Below are 19,062 nucleotides of genomic sequence, written 5' to 3' on the forward strand. Positions count from 1 at the left end.
TTCCCCCTTCCCGCGGTTCCGCCCCCGTTTTGGTGGGTCCCCGGTCGGTCCTGTTCCGGCATCCCCGCTTGGTGTCCGGGCGCCCCCCGCAAGGAGGTGTGCGTGGGGGGTGGCGCGCTACAAGGAGGAATGCCTACGGACTGGTTCCAGTAGGCAATCGTGAGATCACCACAGAAAGCAGCGCAGCTGATGCAAGTACTGCCGAGCTCATGACGAAGGTGCTCTGGTAGCCGCTGTGGTCAAACAACAGTCCACCAAGTGTAGACCCCAGCGCGATAGCCAACTGGATCACCGCCACCATCAGCCCGCCGCCTGCTTCCGCCTCACCGGGCAACGTCTGCGCAATCCAGCTCCACCAGCCCACCGGTGCAGCGGTGGCAAGCAACCCCCACAACCCAAGCAGCACGGCGACAGCCGTCAGCGAGCCCCCCATCGGTATCAAGGCCAGCGCGATCACTGCCATCAATATCGGTATGAGAATCAGCACCCGATACAGACCTTGCTTGAGTACGCCACCAATCAACGCGGTGCCGAAGAATCCGCTCAAGCCAATCCCCAGCAACACCCAGGACAGCGCAGACACGTCGAGCTGCGTCACCGTCTCCAGGAACGGTCGCACATAGGTAAACAGTGCGAACTGCCCCATGAAGAATGCCGCGCAGGCCGCCATGCCAAGCGCCACGGCCCTGCGCCTGAGCAGACGAAGCACGCCGCTGGCCGCATCGACGCGCTCAGCCTTCATCGACGGCAGGCTGCACCACTGCCAAGCCAACGCTATGAGTGCGATCGGAACCAGGCAGAAGAAGGCACTGCGCCAGCCCATCACGGCGCCGAGATAGCTGCCCAGCGGCGCCGCAATCACGGTCGCCAATGCATTGCCGCTGTTGAAGATGGTCAGGGCGCGTGGCACCTGCGCAGCAGGCACCAGCCGCATCGCAGTGGCCGCGGACATCGACCAGAATCCGCCAACAACCACGCCGATAAGCGCGCGCCCGGCCAGATACACAGGGTAGTTTGGTGCCAGTGCCACCACGCTGCCAGACACGGCCATCAACGCGGTCAATGCGAGCAGCAAGGTCCTGCGATCAGCATTGCCTGCCAGTCGCGCTACGCACAGGCTGGTCACCACAGCGAATGCGCCCGAGATGGCGATGCCCTGCCCCACCAAGCCTTCACTGACACCGAGATCGGCAGACATCGGCGTAAGCAGGCTGACAGGCAGGAACTCGGAGGCGATCAAGGCGAACACGCATAGGGTCATGGCGAATACGCCACTCCAGTGTGATGCAGCCTCTTCCAGCCCCTCACAGGCACGCACGGGCGTGCCGACGACGGGAGTCGACATAAGTAACCTCTTTCATGATGTTTGTCTTGATCGGCAGCGCGGCGTTGCCGCGGTGCCGGCAGAGAAGCGGACTCGTTGCGTTCAGAACCACGGCGTGAGCATCACCGTGTCGCGAGAACCAAACCCTGCACGCAGTCGCCTACTGCCACGTAGTCACAAAGACGCGGGCAGCCTCGTGCACGCTATGGCTCTTCCCCAGCAAGATGCGAAGACAGGAACGGGTTGTGGCTATTGGGCGGCGTGATACTGCTCATCACTCACCTGCTCCATCCACTCGACATTGCGGCCATCGAGCACGCCGGTGACAGCCAGGTGGGTCATGGCCGTTGTCGGCGCGGCACCATGCCAGTGCTTGACGCCCGCCGGGCAGTTGATTACATCGCCCGGCCGGATCTGCTGCACAGGCTTGCCCCACTCCTGGGTAAGCCCCACCCCGGACATCACGACCAGACGCTGTCCTGCCGGATGCGTATGCCAGGCCGAACGCGCGCCAGGCTCGAAGGTCACCCAAGCGCCGGAGGCAGTGAGCCCTGGGTCGGCAGACCACACCGGGTCGATGCGTACGCGCCCGGTGAAGTGCTCCGCAGCGCCTGCGAGCGATGGTCGACTGCCAGCTTCCGAAACATGCTGCGTTGTTGAAGCTGCGGATACCGGCGCTTCCGTGATCGCGGCCATCGGCACAGCCACCGCAATGAGCCCAAGGCTCTTCAGTGAATCCTGCATATGTGTTCCTTGAAAGACCGGCCCACTCGGGCTTCGGACGGTCGGGTAATTACCAGCAACCACCAAGATGATGGGCTGGCTGGTTTCCCATGGAAGATACGGGTGCCATGAGCTGATCTGCTTGATCAGCGATACCCGCGGGGATAAATGGCACGGCGGCTGCGGCAGTGAAAGCCGTCGGCAGACCATGCGCCATCGTGCGCCATCGTGCGCCTTCACTGCAGCGCTGGCCGTCAAGGCCAACGCTGCAGGTGACTACCGACTCGGCAAACCGCCTCAGCTACCCATGGTGGCGTTGTCGATCACGAAGCGGTACTTGATGTCGCCCTTCAGCATGCGGTCATAGGCCACGTTGATCTCCTCCGCGCGGATCAGCTCGATATCCGCCACGATCTGGTGCTTCGCGCAGAAATCCAGCATTTCCTGGGTTTCCGGAATGCCACCAATCATCGAGCCGGCCAAGGTGCGGCGCTTGGTGATCATGTTGAACACATTCGGCGACGGGTGCGGCGTTGCCGGCGCCCCCACCAGCACCATCGCGCCGTCACGCTTGAGCAGCGCAAGGAAGGCATCCAGGTCGTGGGGCGCGGCAACCGTGTTGACGATCAGGTCGAAGCGCTTGCCCTGCGCGGCCATTGCTGCAGCATCACGCGACACCACCACTTCATCCGCACCCAGCGCCAGGGCAGCCTCGCGCTTGGACTCGGACGTGGTGAATGCGATGACATGTGCGCCCATCGCATGGGCCAGCTTGATGCCCATATGGCCCAGACCGCCAATGCCGACCACGCCGACCGTCTTGCCAGGACCGGCATTCCAGTGTTTGAGCGGCGAATAGGTGGTGATGCCGGCGCACAGCAGCGGCGCCACCGCTGCCAGCTGGTCTTCGGGGTGGCCGATGCGCAGCACATAGCGCTCATGAACCACGATTTCCTGGGAGTAGCCTCCCAACGTCCAACCCGGCGCATCCGCGGTAGCACCGTTGTAGGTGCCGACCATGCCATCACAATAGTTTTCCAGCCCGGCATCGCAGTCTTCGCACTGCTTGCAGCTGTCGACGATGCAGCCGATACCCACCAGATCGCCGGGCTTGAAGCCACTCACGTGCGCGCCGACTACGGCAACCCGGCCGACGATTTCATGGCCAGGCACGCAAGGGAACTGGGTGCCCGCCCATTCGGCACGCACCTGATGCAGATCGGAATGGCAGATGCCGCAGTAGGCGATATCGATCTGCACATCGTGTGGCCCGGGCGCGCGGCGGCTGATGTCCATCGACTCCAGCGGCTTGTCGGCGGCATAGGCGCCATAGGCTTTGACAGACATGGGAACTCCGGCGGTGTTTGGGGAAGGTGGCCATTGTCCACCGCGATGACTCGACTGATAAGGTAATAAATGCTTCTAGCCACTATTAGCTGAACTAATCAATCAATCGTGCCACACTGCCGCCATGGCACGACGCAACCTCAATGACCTACTGGCCTTTGTCACCGTCGCGCGTGAAGGGAATTTCACCCGCGCGGGTGCGCTGCTGGGCGTCTCGCAGTCTGCGCTCAGCCAGGCCATCAAGGCACTGGAAGAGCGGCTGCAGATACGCCTGCTCACCCGCACCACCCGCAGCGTCTCGCCCACGCCGGCAGGAGAGCGCCTGTTGCTGGCCATTGGCAACCGCTTCGACGAAATCGAAGCGGAGCTGGATGCACTCACCGAGCTGCGCGACAAACCGGCCGGCTCGCTGCGCCTGACCTGCGGTGATCATTCGCTGCAGACCATCCTGCTCCCCAAGCTGTTGCCGTTGATGCACCGCTATCCCGACATCCGCATCGAGTTCGACGTCAGCTACGCGCTGCGCGACATCGTCGCCGACCGCTTCGATGCCGGCGTGCGGCTGGGCGAAAGCATCGACAAGGACATGATCGCCCTGCCGATCAGTCCCAAGGTGCGCATGGCCGCAGCCGCCTCACCGGCCTACTTCGAGAAACACCCGATCCCGAAGGTTCCTGCAGACCTGACCCAGCACAACTGCATCAACATCCGCTTCGCTACGTCGGGCGGCATGTACGTCTGGGAATTTGAGCGCAACGGCAGGCAGGTGAACGTGCGTGTGGAAAGCCAGGCGGTATTCAACACCTCACCACCGATGGTGCAGGCGGCTCTCGATGGCCTGGGTATCACCTTCCTGCCAGAAGAGGAGTTTGGCACTCATATCGAGCAAGGTCGGCTGATCCGTGTGCTGCAGAACTGGTGCCCTCCCTTCCCCGGTTACCACCTGTACTACCCCAGCCGCCGCCAGCACTCCGCCGCGTTCGCACTGGTGGTGGATGCACTGCGCATCTGAGGCCTGCAGTAGCGAAGCAACTGTTCAGCCACGCCGCCACAGCGCATCGCCAACAATCGCCGGCGTATCCGCCGGCTGCGGCAACATGGAGACTCCGTGAGATATCAATCCAGGGGAGGCTCGGCCCTACGGCGTGCTTTAACTACTTGAAGATCAGCTTTCCTTTGCTGTGATGCCGGCGCACAAGTTCTTCCAGATAGATGTCCAGCGCGCCTCGTGCATCCTCTGAAGTATCTTTGTGCTTCAACGCCCAACTCACTCGATCCATCAGCACCGGGTCGCGGCAGTCCCCCAGGCTGCTTTCGTCCCACTGCCGGGCTTTGCGATAGCGTTTGGCGCGCTCAGCCTGCGATAGCGGCGCATCGTAGAGTCGCGGCCGACCTCGTCGCTTTGCAGAGGGCGCAGCTACAGGTGCAGCGTCATCTGCGGCGCTGTGATCATCAACCATTGTCATTTCCCGATCAGAATGCGCCCAATAATAAAGTGGCACATCACTTATTGCGCGGCTACTTTGAAAGACGCTTCAGCTGCGGCATGGCCAATTCCAGTCGGATCCGAAAGCCATGCGCCAGCCAAAAAGGCAAGGCCAGGCTCCTCTATTGGGACGGGTCCTATGGCTGTGCCCGAGCGCTTATCACACCATGAGCAAATTCTTGTGCGGCGCCAATGCGGCGTTCGCATATGTGCTTTGCTTTTGAGCTGCGGCTGGGAACATACAAAGATGGACAAGAAATCCGCAGACGTCAGACGGCTGCTTATCGATTTTGCTCGACTATCCACCCTCCAGAGGAATCTGTTCCTGGAGACACTCAACCTTTTCATGTACGCCTCGCCACAACGCAGGCGCAAGATCATGCTGCAGTGGGAATCAGGGAAAACCCGCATGGATACGGATTGATCAAGCCTCCCGTCAAAACAGAGAGGCACACGGGTTAGACACTCGTACGCGCCTGCCTTTGCCTGCTCAAGATGCGGCCGGGGAGCCGCCTGAAGAGGTCACCAGCCCGTTTTCCATGGCGTAACGCAGCAGATCGACATCTTTTTCGATCGACAGCTTCTCCATCGCACTGGCCTTCTGCGTGCTGATGGTTTTCTTGCTGCGGTGCAGGCGTTCGGCAATCTCATTGACCGTCAGGCCCGAGGCATAAAGCCTCACTACTTCCGACTCGCGGATGCTCAAAACACCCGCAGGGTTGCGGCTGCGCCGGTTGAGTTCGATCCCCTGCACCACCTTGTCGATGGTGGGCGAGTAATACTTGCCCCCGCTTTGCGCTGCGTGAACCGCTGGCACCAGATGCGTCAACGCATCCGACTTGCTGACGATGCACGTCACCCCCTGGGTAAGCAGGGTATGCAACACCGCCGGGTTATCAAGCATCGTGAGCACCACCAGCTTCACCTGCGGATAACGCCTGGCGATCATGCCAAACAAGGCGATCCCATCGCCAAAGTCGCCAGCCGGCATCGCATAGTCCGAGATGACGACATCGCACGCCACACTGCCAAGCAGCGCCATCAATTCCGTTGAATCGGCGGCGGTCCCGACAAGGCTCAGGGTATCAACTGATGACAGCTCGTACTTCACCCCGGCGATCATGCCCGGGTGATCGTCGGCCAAGACCACTCTGATCTTGAAACCACTCATGACAAAGCTCTCCGTGAAGTGCGCTGGCAGCTGGCCAATCCAGGCTGAGGGGGCATCCCCTGCCCTGCAAGGCACATCGGGACAGAATTTATGTCACATCACACTCAAAGACAAAGACTTATGTGAAAAAAAATGGTGATGTCCCGAACAAGGTCCTGGCGACTCATCGCCAAGCCTCGGACTGACTCCGAGCGAGCACCCGGCTTTGCTGGAATCGACGCGCTGCGGCAGCGCGGGCTGCGACGGGCGCGGTCATACGCGCCGTGTTGCCTCGCTGCCCCAGGCGAGGAAATCAGGGCAACGTACAGAACTGCCAAAGTGCCTGTCAGGCACTCCACTCCGTCCATATCCTGGCAGCACCGCAGTACATCCGCACGTACCCACCCGCGAGCCATTCCCCACGACCTTGCGACGGCTATAGCCCGCCGTCGCGCGGAGGCCCCATCATCCTGCCAGCCCACCCCTGCGATGCGGTGCAACGAGGGCAGGCTGTTGGTACTGGCCCGAACCCAGGTCCATGGATCGCGGATCATGCCGCCCTGTTCGATCTCGGCAGAGGCTTCAACCGGACCCCATCTCCAAGCCGGCTCAGCTCTGCTGTGCGATGTATTTCACGTACTCGGCCTTGGGCATGGCACGACTGTGCAGGTAACCCTGGGTGCTGTGGCAGCCCAGGCTGCGGACCATGTCCAGGTCCAAATAGGTCTCGACACCTTCGACAACAACAGTAGCTACCATCTGCCGCGCCATGGCGATGGTGTTGGCAAGCAGGCAGCGGGCATGGGCATGCGCACGGGCTTCCACCAGCATGCTGCGGTTGATCTTCAATTCGTTGAACGGCACCTGCAGCAGCCTTTCCAACGAAGAGTCACCGCTACCAAAATCATCAATGGCGCAGTTGAAACCACGCAGTCGCAACTGGGCCACAGCACCGGCGAGCGCAGGGTTGCACAGCTCACCGCCATCCTCGGTGATTTCGATCACCACACGGCCCGGATCAATCCCGGCGTGGTAGGCATGATCAGCAACCGATTGCGCCCAGTGCACACCGGTAGCAACGCGGGCCGGAACATTGACAGCCATCAGCAGCGTGGATTCCGCCTCCCCGGCAGCGATGCAGTCGAACGCGCAGGACAACATGTACTCGGTGAGGGATTCCAATAGTCCTTCGCGCTCAATCGCCGGAAGAAACTCAGCGGGAGAGAGCACAGAGCCATCGGCACGATGCCAACGTGCCAGCACCTCGGCACCGCGCAACACGCCCGTGAGTGCGCAATGCTGAGGCTGGAAATAGGCCTGGATCTGCTGATCCAACAACGCCCCACGCAACTCCTCACGTGAAAACCGCCGCACGCCGGGCTTGACCAGCGGCAAGCTGTCATCGGATGACGCTGTCAGCTCGGCGGACGCGGCAATGATAGTGCGGATCTGCTCAGCCCTCAGTGGTTTACGCAGTGCTGCAACCACGGTGAGGCCGAGATGCGATGCATACGCCGAGGCGGCGTTCAGAATACGGCTGGGCTGGCTGCTGACGATCGCCAGACGCGCTTTGCGGCAGCGTTCAGCCATCAGGTCGATCAGCTGCAGACCTGTGAGATCGGTAAGATCCAGATCGAGAATCACCAGATCCCAGCTGCGCTCGCGCAGCGCAACCACGGCACAGACCCCGTCCAGGGCTGAAGTCACTTCGGACACCCCTGATTGACGCAGCATCTTGACCATCGGAATGTGCTGCAGTTCATTACCATCAACCACCAGCGCGTTCTGGATCATCCTGGTTTCCGGTTGTGGCGAAAAATAGTGTGCAAGAGCGTTCATGGGTGTTGTCTCCACGCCAAGAGCGGCGATATCAGGGAAGCGGCTGTTCTCAATGACGCCATTCTTCCAGCGCAGCCACCGGGCCTACATCGGCCTAGTCCGAATATTCGCCTGGCCCTCTCAGGGAACATCGTGAAACCGGGGCTTTCCGTCACACCAGCGGGCAGCAGCCATTCGTGAGAGAAATCCCAAATGGACCATGACGCAGGGGCTGCAAAGGATGCGCCCCCCTCCGTTCACCCGCCCGGACACGCCCTTGAAGCTGCTGAATCGGCGCTAACGCAGCATGCTTTACGTGCGGGGATAGTGCTGGCGTGAGTGATGCCGGCATTGGCATGAGCGCCGAGCAGAACGGATGCAAGGCTGCATCAAGGTGACAAGCGCGGGATGCAAGGGCAGCGCCTTCCTGGTCACCTTGCAACCCCACCCCTGCCACGCCGGACGCAACACAGGGCACTGCCCAGCATGTTCTGGCAGTCGGTAATCCCTGCCAATCGAAAACTGCTGCAACTGCGGTTGGAGACCCTGGGCCGCCGCGCACGTGCGTTGGAAGGCTGTCTTTGCGTCACACCATCTGATCGCTGCAACACAGCGCCCTGCCGCAGACAGGAGCATCATTCCGCGCTGATCACCTGCATGCCTGATGAACCCTGTTGTCCCAGAAGCTCGACAGCGCAAAGTTGCGCTTCAGACCGGCTTTGGCATAAGCCCGATCGCGCCCTAGCCGCGCGTTCTCGCAAGCATTGGCCTTCGGCGCTGGAGCAGCGCGTCGTCGCCCCGGGCGAACGCGGGGCCTTGCTGATAGCCGATCCCGCTGCAGCTGGAGCTCTATTGCCTCCAACCGTTTGCGCACGGCCTCGTCGGTGGGGACATCAACAGTGTTCCAACGCTTCAGCTCTGGCCCCTCACAAGGTAGCGATTGATAGGAGTGGCCGCCGGCTGCCTGGCACTTGTAGACCAGCGCTCCTGTCTCACCACCCGTGCTACCAAGCAGGCAGCTCAATACCATGCAAGCAAGAGATGCCACGGCTGGCACTCCAATTGACCTTACCGGTGGCCAGCTTGGCAGTTCGCCACTGCCTGCGATGCAGGCATCCAACAAAGCCTTGTGTCGGTCTTGTCCGCGAGCCGCACAGAGGTGAGCGTGCGAGGTCCTTCAGCCCAATCTCATTGGACGAAGAAATTTCTTCACAAATCGCTTGCGGGAAATGTGAAGCCCCGCTATTATTTCTTTCTCGGCAACGACGTAACAACGTTCCACCGGGGCCATAGCTCAGCTGGGAGAGCGCCTGCATGGCATGCAGGAGGTCAGCGGTTCGATCCCGCTTGGCTCCACCAAATCCGGACATTAGGCCGTCTGGATTGTCGACAATTTGATGAGTATAACGCGTCCCCATCGTCTAGAGGCCTAGGACATCACCCTTTCACGGTGGCGACCGGGGTTCGAATCCCCGTGGGGACGCCATTCATCAGGTACAAACGGACCCAGCCGTATCGGGTCTTTTTTTATCGAAGCAATCTTCCCAAGAGGTTGCACGGAAGAAGAAAAAGCTTCCATTTCGATAAAAGACCGCTATAATGGCGGGCTAGCAACAACGTGGGGCCATAGCTCAGCTGGGAGAGCGCCTGCATGGCATGCAGGAGGTCAGCGGTTCGATCCCGCTTGGCTCCACCAATTCAGGCCTTAGGCCGCCTGAATCTACAACTTGAGATTTGAAGAATACGCGTCCCCATCGTCTAGAGGCCTAGGACATCACCCTTTCACGGTGGCGACCGGGGTTCGAATCCCCGTGGGGACGCCATTTCTAAAAAGCTTCGAGCAATCGAGGCTTTTTTCTTGCCTGCGAGTTAGAGCGGTTCTGCCCGTCCAGGCCGAACACAGCCCCCAACCTCCGGCCAGTCCTTCATCGACAGCCAGCATCGCGCGCCAGCATACTTGAGTGCTATTCGGGGACGGTAACGGCAAGCGCTAGCCAATGAACATGAAAGCACTCGCCATCTTGTTGGCCGGGGCACTTCTGGCGTTCGCCGGAACCACGCTGCACGCAAATCATCTCTTTACCGAACGCTCGCAATCACCCGACCCAAGCAAAGGTCAGGTCATTGAGTTCAAGGTGAAAGGATCGGATCGCACGGTTTACATCACCAGCAATGATCGCGTGCAGCATTGGTCGATTCTCGGCGCCGGGATTCTATTGTTCCTGCTGGGCGCCAAGGGCGGCGCCCTGCAGCGAAACCGCGTACAGAACTAAGCCCGCAAGCAGCTGCATGCCTTTGTGGGAGCGGCGTAAGCCGCGAAGCCACAGCTCCAGCGGGCGACAGCACGACACTCGGTTATTCCCAATATCGCCAGCTTCGCGGCTTACGCAGCTCTCACATCGATGCGGCAGATTGAGGCATCGCCGGGAGAGCCCCTGCCGAGCATGGCTCGGCACTACTGGACTACACGTCGCGGGAAGAGCCGTCTGCCAAATTTCAGGCAAAGAAAAAGGCACCGTTGGGTGCCTGTTTTCTCTGGTGCCGAAGGGGGGACTCGAACCCCCACGCTTTTAAGGGCGGCGGATTTTGAATCCGCTGCGTCTACCGATTCCGCCACTTCGGCTGGCAGGAGCGGAATTATAGCGGAGCTTTGCGCACTTGGGCAGACCTTGGCTGAAAATATTTGTGTAATGCCTGTTTCGGCGACTGGCTATACTTCGATCGATCCAGATACAGGGGAAAACGATGGGCTCGCTCGAAGGTACGAGGGTGCTGGTCGTGGAGAACGACGAGTTGAATGCCATGCTGCTGCAGATGCAGCTGGAGATGGAAGGCATGCTGGTGGGCGGCGTAGCCGCCACGGTCAGTGCTGCCCTGCAGATGATCGATGAGCTGCAACCCCAGCTTGTCTTTCTGGACTATTGGCTGGCATGCAATGAGAACAGCAGCCCGGTTGCCGAGCGCCTGAGGCAGCGTGGCATTCCGTTCCTGGTAGCCACCGGGATGGAAATCGACCAGCTGCCTTCAGTATTCGATGCCGGCGTGAAGCTGTCCAAGCCTTACACTGGCGCCGATCTTAGCCAGGCACTGCAACGCGCGCTTGCTCCGGCTTGAGATTCCAGCTTTGTAGGAGCGGCGTAAGCCGCGAAGCAGATAGATCATCAATCGGCACTGATGCCCGGAACTCCCGCGTTACAAGCTTCGCGGCTTACGCCGCTCCTACAAGAGTGATGCGATTCTGCGGCAGCTGACTCAGCTGCCGCGTTTGGCCCTTGCGAATGCATCGGCCAGCGCGTTGTTGGCCGGCGCCGTAGACACTGCCGATCGGCCACCGCCATTGCCGGAATTACGCTGACCGCGCTGATCCCGGTCGCGCCCGCCGCCAGCAGCACGCCCCTGCCCTGCACCACGCTCGTCGCGCTCGGGCTTTTTGGCCGGGGCGGGCGTATCTTCCAGGCGCCGGGTCAATGCGATGCGCTTGCGCGGCACGTCCACCTCCAGCACTTTGACCTTGACGATGTCGCCGGCCTTGACCACATCGCGCGGGTCTTTGACGAAGGTGTCGGACAAGGCGGAGATATGGATCAGGCCATCCTGGTGCACGCCGATATCGACGAATGCGCCGAATGCCGCAACGTTGCTGACCACGCCTTCCAGGATCATGCCTTCGCGCAGGTCCTTGATGTCCTCGATGCCCTCGGCAAAACGCGCCGCCTTGAACTCGGGGCGCGGATCGCGACCTGGCTTCTCCATTTCCTTGAGGATGTCGCGCACGGTCGGCACGCCGAACTTATCGTCGGTGAACTGCTCGGCCTTCAAGCTGCGCAGGTAACTGCCGTCACCCAGCAGCGTCTTGATCGGTCGCGCGGCGGCCGCAACGATGCGCTGCACCACCGGGTACGCTTCCGGGTGAACGGCGGAGGCATCCAGCGGCTCGTCGCCGTCGGCAATTCGCAGGAAGCCCGCGCATTGTTCAAAGGTCTTGTCGCCGAGGCGCGGCACTTTCAGCAGATCCTTGCGGCGCTTGAACGGGCCGTTCTCGTCTCGGTGACGGACGATGTTCTCGGCAACCGTCGATGACAAGCCAGACACGCGGGTCAGCAATGCGGCCGAGGCGGTGTTGACGAATACGCCGACGGCATTGACGCAGTCCTCGACACGGGCGTCCAGTGCCTTGGCCAGACGGAACTGGTCGACGTCGTGCTGGTACTGGCCTACGCCAATGGCCTTGGGTTCGATCTTGACCAGCTCAGCCAATGGGTCCTGCAGACGGCGCGCAATCGATACTGCACCACGCAGCGACACATCCAGGTCCGGGAATTCCTTGGCGGCAAACTCGGACGCCGAATACACCGAAGCACCGGCCTCGCTGACCACCACCTTCTGCAGTTTGGGATTGGCGCAAGCGGCGATCGCCTCGCCTGCCAGCTTGTCGGTTTCGCGACTGGCCGTACCATTGCCGATCGCGATCAACTCCACGTTGTGCTTGATGCACAGCTGCTTGATCGTCTGCAGCGACTGCTCCCACTGCCGGCGCGGCTCATGCGGGTAGACCGTATCGGTAGCCAGCAGTTTGCCAGTGGCGTCGACGACGGCGATCTTGCAGCCGGTGCGGATGCCCGGATCCAGCCCAAGCACCGCCCTGGGACCGGCCGGCGCTGCCAGCATCAGATCCTTCAGGTTGTCGCCGAACACCGCAATCGCCTCAGCCTCGGCTTTTTCGCGGGCCTGGTTGAACAGATCCAGCAGCAGGTGCATATGCAGTTTGGCGCGCCAGGTCAGGCGGCAGGCGTCCAACAGCCAGCGATCGGCCGGGCGCTCCTTGTTGGCGATGCCTGCGTTGAGCGCGACCCGACCTTCCGCATACTGGTGACCTGCCTCGGCGTCGCTGCCCGGGTCCAACTCGAGGAAGATGAACTCTTCGCGGCGCGCACGGAACAAGGCCAGCAGGCGATGCGAAGGAATCTTCGCCAATGCTTCGGCATGGTCGAAGTAATCGCGGTACTTGGCGCCTTCGGCCTCCTTGCCCTCGGCAACGCGGGCACGGATGATGCCGTTGCCAGCCAGCCAGTTGCGCAATTCGCCAACCAGCGCAGCGTCTTCACCCCAGCGCTCCATCAAGATGGCGCGCGCACCTTCCAGCGCGGCCTTGGTATCAGCGACGCCCTTCTCGGCGTCGATGAAGCCCGCGGCATGCGTCTGCGGATCCAGCATTGGATCGCCGAGCAGGCCGTCGGCCAGTGGCTCCAGACCTGCCTCGCGGGCAATCTGCGCACGCGTACGACGCTTCTGCTTATAGGGCAGATACAGATCTTCCAGCCGCGACTTGGTGTCGGCGCCCATGATCTGCTCACTCAATGCATCGCTGAGCTTGCCCTGCTCGTCGATGCTGGACAGCACCGCACGGCGGCGATCTTCGAGTTCGCGCAGATAGGTCAGGCGGTTTTCGAGATTACGCAGCTGGGTGTCGTCCAAGCCACCGGTCACTTCCTTGCGGTAGCGGGCGATGAACGGAACGCTGGCACCTTCATCCAACAGCGCGATGGCTGCCTTGGCTTGAGTGGCTTGTGCGCCGATCTCGTCGGCGATTGTCTGCGCGATCTGCTGCGCGAGCTTGATGTCTTGCATTGCCGGTGCGGTAGCCACGGTGACGGAAGCTGCCATTCTGGCAATGCGCGCGCCCGGGCGAAAGCCGTTGACAGCACGCGCCGGACCTGCCGCCCGGCGCGCGTGCCTGAACTTTCAGGCCAGATGCTGATACAGCCGTTGGCTGGCGATGTCGTCACGCAGGTCTTCCAGCACCATGACCCGCATCGAGCCCCTGCCGGAGACGTTCATCGTCCGTTCTACGTAAATTTCCGGGCCATGCTCGGTATCTGCGCGGGTCTTGCTGAAGCCGTACGGCAACACACCCTTATCGCCATCCTTGCTGCCACCTATATAAAGAACAACTGCCATGGTGGTTCGTGCTCCTGTTGGATCTGTAACAGGTGCAACGATACGTGGGGTCACGTTACAGAGATGTACATAAAAGGTTGTCGTTTGATGTCAGCGCTCAGCGCACCAGCTTCAATGACCGCACTTTCAGGGGCGGCCAGGCCACCAACCACGACCATGCATGGCGTAGTAATCCGCCGCACGCTCGAACGGATTACGCACGCTCACACCGCCGCACAGCAGGTAGACCGGCAGGAACAGCGGACCCAGCACCAGGTATTGGAAAACATGCGCACGCTCGTGATCACCCAGGCGCACGCGCGGGTGTTCGCAGCGGCCAGCGCGATGCTCATAGGTCAGGCACAGACCATCGAGGTCATCGCCGGTGTGCAGGATCACCATGCCAAAGGTGATCGCCCCACCCGGCCCCCACGGCCAACGTCGAAACACCAGTGCGTTTTCCCTGCGGCTCCAGTACAGACGTGCGCCAGCAAGGCTCCCCAGCGAACCAGCGATCAACCCGATCAAGGTATTGGGCGAGGTCCAGACCCCACCCAGAATGCGCAACCACATCGGCGCCATGTCGAGCCGCATGAGACTCAGGCCTGTACTGCTGATCTGGCGGCCAGCACGGACATCAGCGTGCCGGCGTACGCAGTTGACGCAGCTGCTGCAGGAACCACGCTGAGGCATCCTGCTCTTGCGCGCCGCTGCAGGACACCTTGTACGCCTTGCCGCTCATGCTGCTGCGGCTGGCGGCGCGCTCGATGAACTGCTCGCTGCTATCGACCATGTCGCGCTTGAGCAGGTAATCGTATTTGCGCTGCAGATGGCCGCGGGCAGCCACTGCGTCGTACCAGGTGCCATTGCGCTGGAAACGGCAGCCGGAGGTTTCCAGTGCCTGCATCAAGCCACTGATCTCACGCTGGGTGGCCGCGCTAGGGGCAGCACTTGCCGGTAAGGCGGTCAGCGCCAAGCTTGCGGCGAGCAGAAAATTGCAGATCAGCTTCATGCGCGTTTACTCAACCAGTCATTGATGGCACCAGGCACTTCACGCTGGGCGCGCCCGGATACATAGATACCGATGTGGCCGCCGCGGAAACCCAGCTCGGTGTAATCGGTGCTGCCAACCTGCGCCTGCATCGCCTTGGATGCAGCGGGCGGCACCAGATGATCCTGCTCGGCATAGATGTTCAGGATAGGCATCTGCACCTGCGCCAGATCCACCGCTTCGTCACCGATGCGGATGCTGCCGTTCATCAGGCCATTGGCTTGATAGAACTGTTTGACGAACTGGCGGAAAGTCTCGCCCGCCAGATCCGGAGAATCGAAGATCCACTTTTCCATCCGCAGGAAGTCTTCCAGGGCTTGTTTGTCGTCGAGGATATCCATCAGGCCCACGTACTTCTGCACGTTCAAGCGGAACGGCTTGAGCATCAGGTAACTGGCGTTCATCAGGTCGGCCGGGATGTTGCCGAGGGTATCGACGAACAGGTCAACATCCACATGCCGGGCCCAATGCGAGAGCATGTTGTCGGCAGTGTGGAAGTCGACCGGCGTCACCATGCTGATCAGGTTCTGAACCTTGTGCGGGCGCAGCGCGCTGTAACACAACGCGAATACGCCGCCCTGGCAGATGCCGAGCAGGTTCACCGGGGCGCCATCGCGTTGTACGCGCAGGTGATCCACCGCACCGTCGATGTAGCGCAACAGGTAGTCTTCCAGGGTAAGAAAGCGCTCGGAACGATCCGGGTAGCCCCAGTCCAGCACATACACGTCCTGGCCCAGCGCAAGCAGCTTCTGTACCAACGAACGGCCGTCCTGCAGGTCGACCATATAAGGCCGGTTGACCAATGCGTACACGATCAACAGCGGCGGCTTGCTGGTATCGGCCTGGTCACTGACGAAGCGATACAACTTGACCTTGCCGTCGCTCCACACTTCCTGGCGCTCGGTGACGCCGTAGTCCACGTCTTCAACGCCGGGCAGCAGCTTCAAGCCATCGACCAGTTTGCGCTGCCACTGCAGGGTTTCCTGCAACAGATCGTCATTGCCGAAGCCAAGCGGGCCCTTCATTTGGCGCTCCTGCGACGGGCCGGCGCGGGCTTCGGCCTGCCTGCAACAGCTGATCTCTTGATCACAGGCTTCTTGGCAACAGGCTTCTTCGCAGCGGTCTTCTTCACTGCGGTCTTCTTCGCGACCTTCTTCACAGCCTTCTTGCCGGCTTTCTTCGCCGGTTTTGGCGCCACCTGCGGTGACACAGGCTTCGCTGGCTTGGTGGCTGGTTTGCCTGCCGAGGGCTTTGCCGACTTGCCCGCAGGCGCACTGGCCTGCTGGGTCGCCGCTATCAAACGGCGCACATGACGCTCCAGTTCGGCAATCCGCCGGTGCGCGGCATCCATTTCAGTCCGGGTTGGCACGCCCATGGCATCACAGGCGCGCTCCAGCTCACTCTGCGACGCTGCACGCAGACGCATCTGGGCGTTGGCCAACTCGCCATAGATACGCTGGAAATCCTCGGATAGCGCGACTTTGGCATACGCCTCTTCGGCGGCATCAATCCACAGGTCGAACATCGCCCGCGCACTGGTCAACTGGCTACCGGGCACTTCGTGCTCGGCCAGCTTGGACTCGAAGCGTTTGAAGGCATCGTCCAGGACGCTGCGGATCGTGTCCACATAGGCTTCCGCGCGCGCCTGGTAGTCCTGCTGGACCTTGAGCAAGGCCTGCCAACGTGCCTGATGCTCGCGGGCTGGACCAAATGCCGGCGCATTCAACCAATCGCCGCCGCCGAAACCACTTTGCGCAGCCTTGGCGAACTCGCGCAGCCAGGGTTGATCGTTCAGGGCATTGCCACCGCGTGCAGCACCCAGCATCCACTGCAGCAGATCCTCGCCCTGCCCTGCCTGCACGGCTTCACGCCAGGCACCGGCGACTTCCGCGGCCGAGGTATCACGGCCGGCAAAGCGTGCGGCCACCTGCTGCATCATGCCCAGCCAGTCACCGGCCTGGTGCTGGAAACGGGCGCCCAGCGCCTGTACTTCCGGGGGCGTATCGGTACTGACCAGACGGGTCCATTGGGCGATGCTCTCAGCCCATGGGAAATCGCCACCCGCAGCAGCACCCTGGCCTTGCATGGCCTGTGACCATGCCTCCCAGGCGCCGCGCATGCTGGCCTCGAAATCCGCGTTGTCGTTGTTGCCTGCCGCCGCCATTGCCTTACTCCCGGGATGCCCGGTGATGATAGCAATGCGATCGGCCCATCGGCGTCAGGGCTTGGGAATCCGCAGTGTCTTGCTGATCATCAACGAGCCGGACAATGCAAACAGCAGCACCAGCGGATGCAGCTGCCACGGCCCCAGCTGCCAGCTGCCACCCCACAACGCCGGGCCAATCGCATTGAAGTGGGCCGCCAAGGCCAACACGATGACCAAAGCCAGGCTGGTCGGAATCGGCGTGCCTTCGAAATACGGCACCTTGTCCGACTCGCCGGCGATTTCCACGGCGGTCACGTTGTAGCGGGCCAAGCGACTGACGCCGCAGCAGACGAAGTAGCTCAGGATCAACCAGTCCCAAGCGCCTTGCATACCGCAGGCATAGGCCAGCGCAGCCGGCGCCACGCCGAAGGAAATGACATCGGCCAGCGAATCCAGCTCCCGCCCCAACGTGGACGAGGACTGGCGCCAGCGCGCAACCCGGCCATCCAACGCATCAAAAATAAACGCCAGCGGGATCAAGGCCATGCCGAACATCAGGAAACCGCGCTCGCCGTCCTGCAGGAAGCGCATCGCCGCGAACACCGCGCCGGTGCCGCAGAACGCGTTGCCGAGGGTGAACCAATCCGCGAGCTGGAACTCACGGAGCATCGAGAAATGGCGTTTCATGGGAACTCACGGTGCATGGACCGCAACAGGGTACCGCGAGCACCTGAACAGTGGACAGTACCCGCGCGTGGCCAGCTTCCCCGGTATGCGATGCGCCACCGTTGCAAGCGAGCACGTTCGCACCCAAATCGCTCCATCGGCCTCAAAAACGGTGTTGATGGCCGGAGTGGGTCACAAGGCACCACTCCAGCAAGCCATTACAACCGCGTGTAACTCCAGGACTGCATACGCCCATCCCGGTACGGCATCACCCCGTGGAACGGACGCGGATCTTCATCGAACACCAGTGGCAGGAAGTGGCGATCGCCCTCCCACAAGGGCAGCGATTCCAACTGGTCCACCGCAACCCATTCCAGCGTGCCTTCACGGTTAACTTCCATCGGCGTGCCGGTGTAGTCATCGATGACGAAGATGAAGGCGAACCAGTCCTCGCCGTTCTTGCCGAAACCCGGCCAACTGATGCTGCCGCGCAGGCGGGTCGTGCCGCATTCAATGCCCGCTTCTTCGCGGATCTCACGATGCATGCAGGCGAGGATGTCCTCATCGGCCTCCATCTTGCCGCCCAACCCGTTGTACTTGCCCAGGTGCATGTCACCGGGCCGGGTGTTGCGATGGATCATCAGGGCCTTGCTGCCATCGGCAGACAGTACATAGCCAAGCGTGGCCATAATCGGGGTATACGGCATAGCGACAACCGGAACCAAGGGGGCGTGCAGTATGACCGATGAACAGCTTGCGTCTCAGCCGGGCATTACATCCATGCGCCGGATTGGCACGACGGTTTCATCGACACGGTGCAAGGTGGCCACGCTGTGGCCGCGTTCGGCCAGATACTCCAGCCATTTCCCAAGAAAGGTATTCATGCGCATGCGGTGGCTGATCAGCGCTTCCGGCGGCGGATACATGCCCATCACGTCTTGCCAGCGTCGGCCCACGTAGCAATGCGTGGTCTCGGCCTGACGCGCGTCGCGGTACAGCCGCACGAATGCCGATGGATCTGGCTCACCGGTGACCGGATCACACAGGTCGTAGGTCATCCGCAGTTCCACCGTGTAACGGTGGCATTCGATCACGTCCAGGCGCAGGTCCAGACCGTCACCGATGCTGGAGAGGTGGCTGCCAACTTGCAGGCGATCCGGTGCGAACAGGCGCATCAAATGATCGTGGTTTTCCGCGTACAAGCCCATCAACCAGCCGAGACGGCTGAGTCGGGGAATGCGATCAATGCGGGAGAGTGCGCCTGCCATGGGGCTGATCCTACACGCCGGGGCGTGCAAGTGGCAGCAACGTAGTGGCGCGCCGCTGTCGGAGCACGGGCTACGCGTGCAGCCCGGGAGGACCCCGGAAGCGGCAATCAAGCGGGTTTCGGATTAGCGGCAGCGCACCCCTCGGG

The 19,062-nt window shown here is 61.5% G+C and carries 19 protein-coding genes and 5 tRNA genes; 8 read left to right on the forward strand and 16 right to left on the reverse strand.

What is annotated here, in order from left to right; translation table 11 throughout:
* Nucleotides 1–133 precede the first annotated feature (133 nt).
* The 3 genes from ACVOLS_RS19485 to ACVOLS_RS19495 form a co-directional block, all read right to left on the reverse strand.
* A complete protein-coding gene (locus ACVOLS_RS19485) occupies nt 134–1,345 on the reverse strand; it encodes an MFS transporter (RefSeq protein ID WP_481546999.1) in 1,212 nt (403 codons plus the stop codon).
* Nucleotides 1,346–1,573: 228 nt separating this feature from the next.
* On the reverse strand, nt 1,574–2,068 hold the full coding sequence (locus ACVOLS_RS19490) for a (R)-mandelonitrile lyase (protein WP_481547000.1): 495 nt from the start codon (nt 2,066–2,068) through the stop codon (nt 1,574–1,576).
* Between the two features lie 276 nt (nt 2,069–2,344).
* A complete protein-coding gene (locus ACVOLS_RS19495; RefSeq protein ID WP_481547001.1) occupies nt 2,345–3,394 on the reverse strand; it encodes an NAD(P)-dependent alcohol dehydrogenase in 1,050 nt (349 codons plus the stop codon).
* Nucleotides 3,395–3,518: 124 nt separating this feature from the next.
* Here ACVOLS_RS19495 and ACVOLS_RS19500 point away from each other — a divergent pair, with 124 nt between their 5' ends.
* Nucleotides 3,519–4,406, forward strand: a complete 888-nt coding sequence (locus ACVOLS_RS19500) for a LysR family transcriptional regulator (protein WP_481547002.1) — start codon at nt 3,519–3,521, stop codon at nt 4,404–4,406.
* 142 nt (nt 4,407–4,548) lie between these two features.
* Here ACVOLS_RS19500 and ACVOLS_RS19505 read toward each other — a convergent pair whose 3' ends face one another.
* On the reverse strand, nt 4,549–4,854 hold the full coding sequence (locus ACVOLS_RS19505; RefSeq protein WP_481547003.1) for a hypothetical protein: 306 nt from the start codon (nt 4,852–4,854) through the stop codon (nt 4,549–4,551).
* A 273-nt stretch (nt 4,855–5,127) separates the two neighbouring features.
* On the opposite strand from ACVOLS_RS19505, the gene ACVOLS_RS19510 reads away from it, so the two are divergent.
* Nucleotides 5,128–5,304 (forward strand): hypothetical protein, encoded by a 177-nt coding sequence (locus tag ACVOLS_RS19510; RefSeq protein WP_481547004.1) that lies wholly within the window; start codon nt 5,128–5,130, stop codon nt 5,302–5,304.
* Nucleotides 5,305–5,370: 66 nt separating this feature from the next.
* Here ACVOLS_RS19510 and ACVOLS_RS19515 read toward each other — a convergent pair whose 3' ends face one another.
* Nucleotides 5,371–6,051: a response regulator gene (locus ACVOLS_RS19515; protein WP_481547005.1), complete on the reverse strand. Its 681-nt coding sequence runs from the start codon at nt 6,049–6,051 to the stop codon at nt 5,371–5,373.
* 588 nt (nt 6,052–6,639) lie between these two features.
* Entirely contained in the window at nt 6,640–7,869 is a 1,230-nt protein-coding gene (locus ACVOLS_RS19520) for an EAL domain-containing response regulator (RefSeq protein ID WP_481547006.1), read from the reverse strand.
* A gap of 1,262 nt (nt 7,870–9,131) precedes the next feature.
* On the opposite strand from ACVOLS_RS19520, the gene ACVOLS_RS19525 reads away from it, so the two are divergent.
* The 5 genes from ACVOLS_RS19525 (at nt 9,132) to ACVOLS_RS19545 (ending at nt 10,121) form a co-directional block, all read left to right on the forward strand.
* Nucleotides 9,132–9,207, forward strand: a tRNA-Ala gene (locus tag ACVOLS_RS19525).
* Between the two features lie 51 nt (nt 9,208–9,258).
* Nucleotides 9,259–9,334: transfer RNA gene (locus tag ACVOLS_RS19530), tRNA-Glu, on the forward strand.
* Between the two features lie 134 nt (nt 9,335–9,468).
* Nucleotides 9,469–9,544: transfer RNA gene (locus ACVOLS_RS19535), tRNA-Ala, on the forward strand.
* A 51-nt stretch (nt 9,545–9,595) separates the two neighbouring features.
* A tRNA-Glu gene (locus tag ACVOLS_RS19540) sits at nt 9,596–9,671 on the forward strand.
* A 180-nt stretch (nt 9,672–9,851) separates the two neighbouring features.
* A complete protein-coding gene (locus ACVOLS_RS19545; protein WP_481547007.1) occupies nt 9,852–10,121 on the forward strand; it encodes a hypothetical protein in 270 nt (89 codons plus the stop codon).
* 263 nt (nt 10,122–10,384) lie between these two features.
* Here the strand turns inward: ACVOLS_RS19545 and ACVOLS_RS19550 are convergent.
* Nucleotides 10,385–10,471: transfer RNA gene (locus tag ACVOLS_RS19550), tRNA-Leu, on the reverse strand.
* Between the two features lie 122 nt (nt 10,472–10,593).
* Between ACVOLS_RS19550 and ACVOLS_RS19555 the strand changes: the two genes are divergently transcribed.
* Entirely contained in the window at nt 10,594–10,962 is a 369-nt protein-coding gene (locus tag ACVOLS_RS19555) for a response regulator (RefSeq protein ID WP_481547008.1), read from the forward strand.
* Nucleotides 10,963–11,100: 138 nt separating this feature from the next.
* Here the strand turns inward: ACVOLS_RS19555 and ACVOLS_RS19560 are convergent, their stop codons facing one another.
* From ACVOLS_RS19560 to ACVOLS_RS19600, 9 genes are all read right to left on the reverse strand, one after another.
* The gene (locus ACVOLS_RS19560) at nt 11,101–13,476 is read right to left on the reverse strand and encodes a Tex family protein (protein ID WP_481547015.1); all 2,376 of its coding nucleotides are present in this window, start codon (nt 13,474–13,476) and stop codon (nt 11,101–11,103) included.
* 114 nt (nt 13,477–13,590) lie between these two features.
* A complete protein-coding gene (locus ACVOLS_RS19565) occupies nt 13,591–13,806 on the reverse strand; it encodes a hypothetical protein (protein ID WP_481538101.1) in 216 nt (71 codons plus the stop codon).
* Between the two features lie 126 nt (nt 13,807–13,932).
* Nucleotides 13,933–14,379 carry a hypothetical protein gene (locus tag ACVOLS_RS19570; RefSeq protein WP_481547009.1) on the reverse strand — a complete coding sequence of 149 codons (447 nt, stop codon included), beginning with the start codon at nt 14,377–14,379 and terminating at the stop codon, nt 13,933–13,935.
* Nucleotides 14,380–14,422: 43 nt separating this feature from the next.
* Nucleotides 14,423–14,797: a YfeK family protein gene (locus ACVOLS_RS19575; RefSeq protein ID WP_481547010.1), complete on the reverse strand. Its 375-nt coding sequence runs from the start codon at nt 14,795–14,797 to the stop codon at nt 14,423–14,425.
* The gene (locus tag ACVOLS_RS19580) at nt 14,794–15,861 is read right to left on the reverse strand and encodes a class III poly(R)-hydroxyalkanoic acid synthase subunit PhaC (protein ID WP_481547011.1); all 1,068 of its coding nucleotides are present in this window, start codon (nt 15,859–15,861) and stop codon (nt 14,794–14,796) included. Before ACVOLS_RS19580 ends, ACVOLS_RS19575 begins: the two co-directional genes overlap by 4 nt.
* Nucleotides 15,858–17,000: a class III poly(R)-hydroxyalkanoic acid synthase subunit PhaE gene (gene phaE / locus ACVOLS_RS19585; protein ID WP_481547012.1), complete on the reverse strand. Its 1,143-nt coding sequence runs from the start codon at nt 16,998–17,000 to the stop codon at nt 15,858–15,860. Before phaE ends, ACVOLS_RS19580 begins: the two co-directional genes overlap by 4 nt.
* A 54-nt stretch (nt 17,001–17,054) precedes the next feature.
* A complete protein-coding gene (locus ACVOLS_RS19590; RefSeq protein ID WP_282266279.1) occupies nt 17,055–17,669 on the reverse strand; it encodes a CDP-alcohol phosphatidyltransferase family protein in 615 nt (204 codons plus the stop codon).
* A 197-nt stretch (nt 17,670–17,866) separates the two neighbouring features.
* Nucleotides 17,867–18,355 carry an NUDIX hydrolase gene (locus ACVOLS_RS19595; RefSeq protein ID WP_481547013.1) on the reverse strand — a complete coding sequence of 163 codons (489 nt, stop codon included), beginning with the start codon at nt 18,353–18,355 and terminating at the stop codon, nt 17,867–17,869.
* Between the two features lie 54 nt (nt 18,356–18,409).
* Nucleotides 18,410–18,916 carry a DUF1249 domain-containing protein gene (locus ACVOLS_RS19600; RefSeq protein ID WP_481547014.1) on the reverse strand — a complete coding sequence of 169 codons (507 nt, stop codon included), beginning with the start codon at nt 18,914–18,916 and terminating at the stop codon, nt 18,410–18,412.
* Between the last annotated feature and the right edge of the window lie 146 nt (nt 18,917–19,062).

The organism is Stenotrophomonas sp. STEN038 (genome assembly GCF_056759895.1).

Excerpts from the sequence above, each read along its gene's own strand:
- ACVOLS_RS19515 (WP_481547005.1), bottom strand. The coding sequence starts at position 6,051 with ATGAGTGGTTTCAAGATCAGAGTGGTCTTGGCCGACGATCACCCGGGC.
- ACVOLS_RS19565 (WP_481538101.1), bottom strand. The coding sequence starts at position 13,806 with ATGGCAGTTGTTCTTTATATAGGTGGCAGCAAGGATGGCGATAAGGGT.
- ACVOLS_RS19485 (WP_481546999.1), bottom strand. The coding sequence starts at position 1,345 with ATGTCGACTCCCGTCGTCGGCACGCCCGTGCGTGCCTGTGAGGGGCTG.
- ACVOLS_RS19510 (WP_481547004.1), top strand. The coding sequence starts at position 5,128 with ATGGACAAGAAATCCGCAGACGTCAGACGGCTGCTTATCGATTTTGCT.
- ACVOLS_RS19575 (WP_481547010.1), bottom strand. The coding sequence starts at position 14,797 with ATGAAGCTGATCTGCAATTTTCTGCTCGCCGCAAGCTTGGCGCTGACC.
- ACVOLS_RS19545 (WP_481547007.1), top strand. The coding sequence starts at position 9,852 with ATGAAAGCACTCGCCATCTTGTTGGCCGGGGCACTTCTGGCGTTCGCC.
- ACVOLS_RS19580 (WP_481547011.1), bottom strand. The coding sequence starts at position 15,861 with ATGAAGGGCCCGCTTGGCTTCGGCAATGACGATCTGTTGCAGGAAACC.
- ACVOLS_RS19490 (WP_481547000.1), bottom strand. The coding sequence starts at position 2,068 with ATGCAGGATTCACTGAAGAGCCTTGGGCTCATTGCGGTGGCTGTGCCG.
- ACVOLS_RS19595 (WP_481547013.1), bottom strand. The coding sequence starts at position 18,355 with ATGCCGTATACCCCGATTATGGCCACGCTTGGCTATGTACTGTCTGCC.
- ACVOLS_RS19555 (WP_481547008.1), top strand. The coding sequence starts at position 10,594 with ATGGGCTCGCTCGAAGGTACGAGGGTGCTGGTCGTGGAGAACGACGAG.
- ACVOLS_RS19500 (WP_481547002.1), top strand. The coding sequence starts at position 3,519 with ATGGCACGACGCAACCTCAATGACCTACTGGCCTTTGTCACCGTCGCG.
- ACVOLS_RS19590 (WP_282266279.1), bottom strand. The coding sequence starts at position 17,669 with ATGAAACGCCATTTCTCGATGCTCCGTGAGTTCCAGCTCGCGGATTGG.
- phaE (WP_481547012.1), bottom strand. The coding sequence starts at position 17,000 with ATGGCGGCGGCAGGCAACAACGACAACGCGGATTTCGAGGCCAGCATG.
- ACVOLS_RS19520 (WP_481547006.1), bottom strand. The coding sequence starts at position 7,869 with ATGAACGCTCTTGCACACTATTTTTCGCCACAACCGGAAACCAGGATG.
- ACVOLS_RS19570 (WP_481547009.1), bottom strand. The coding sequence starts at position 14,379 with ATGCGGCTCGACATGGCGCCGATGTGGTTGCGCATTCTGGGTGGGGTC.
- ACVOLS_RS19560 (WP_481547015.1), bottom strand. The coding sequence starts at position 13,476 with ATGCAAGACATCAAGCTCGCGCAGCAGATCGCGCAGACAATCGCCGAC.
- ACVOLS_RS19495 (WP_481547001.1), bottom strand. The coding sequence starts at position 3,394 with ATGTCTGTCAAAGCCTATGGCGCCTATGCCGCCGACAAGCCGCTGGAG.
- ACVOLS_RS19600 (WP_481547014.1), bottom strand. The coding sequence starts at position 18,916 with ATGGCAGGCGCACTCTCCCGCATTGATCGCATTCCCCGACTCAGCCGT.
- ACVOLS_RS19505 (WP_481547003.1), bottom strand. The coding sequence starts at position 4,854 with ATGGTTGATGATCACAGCGCCGCAGATGACGCTGCACCTGTAGCTGCG.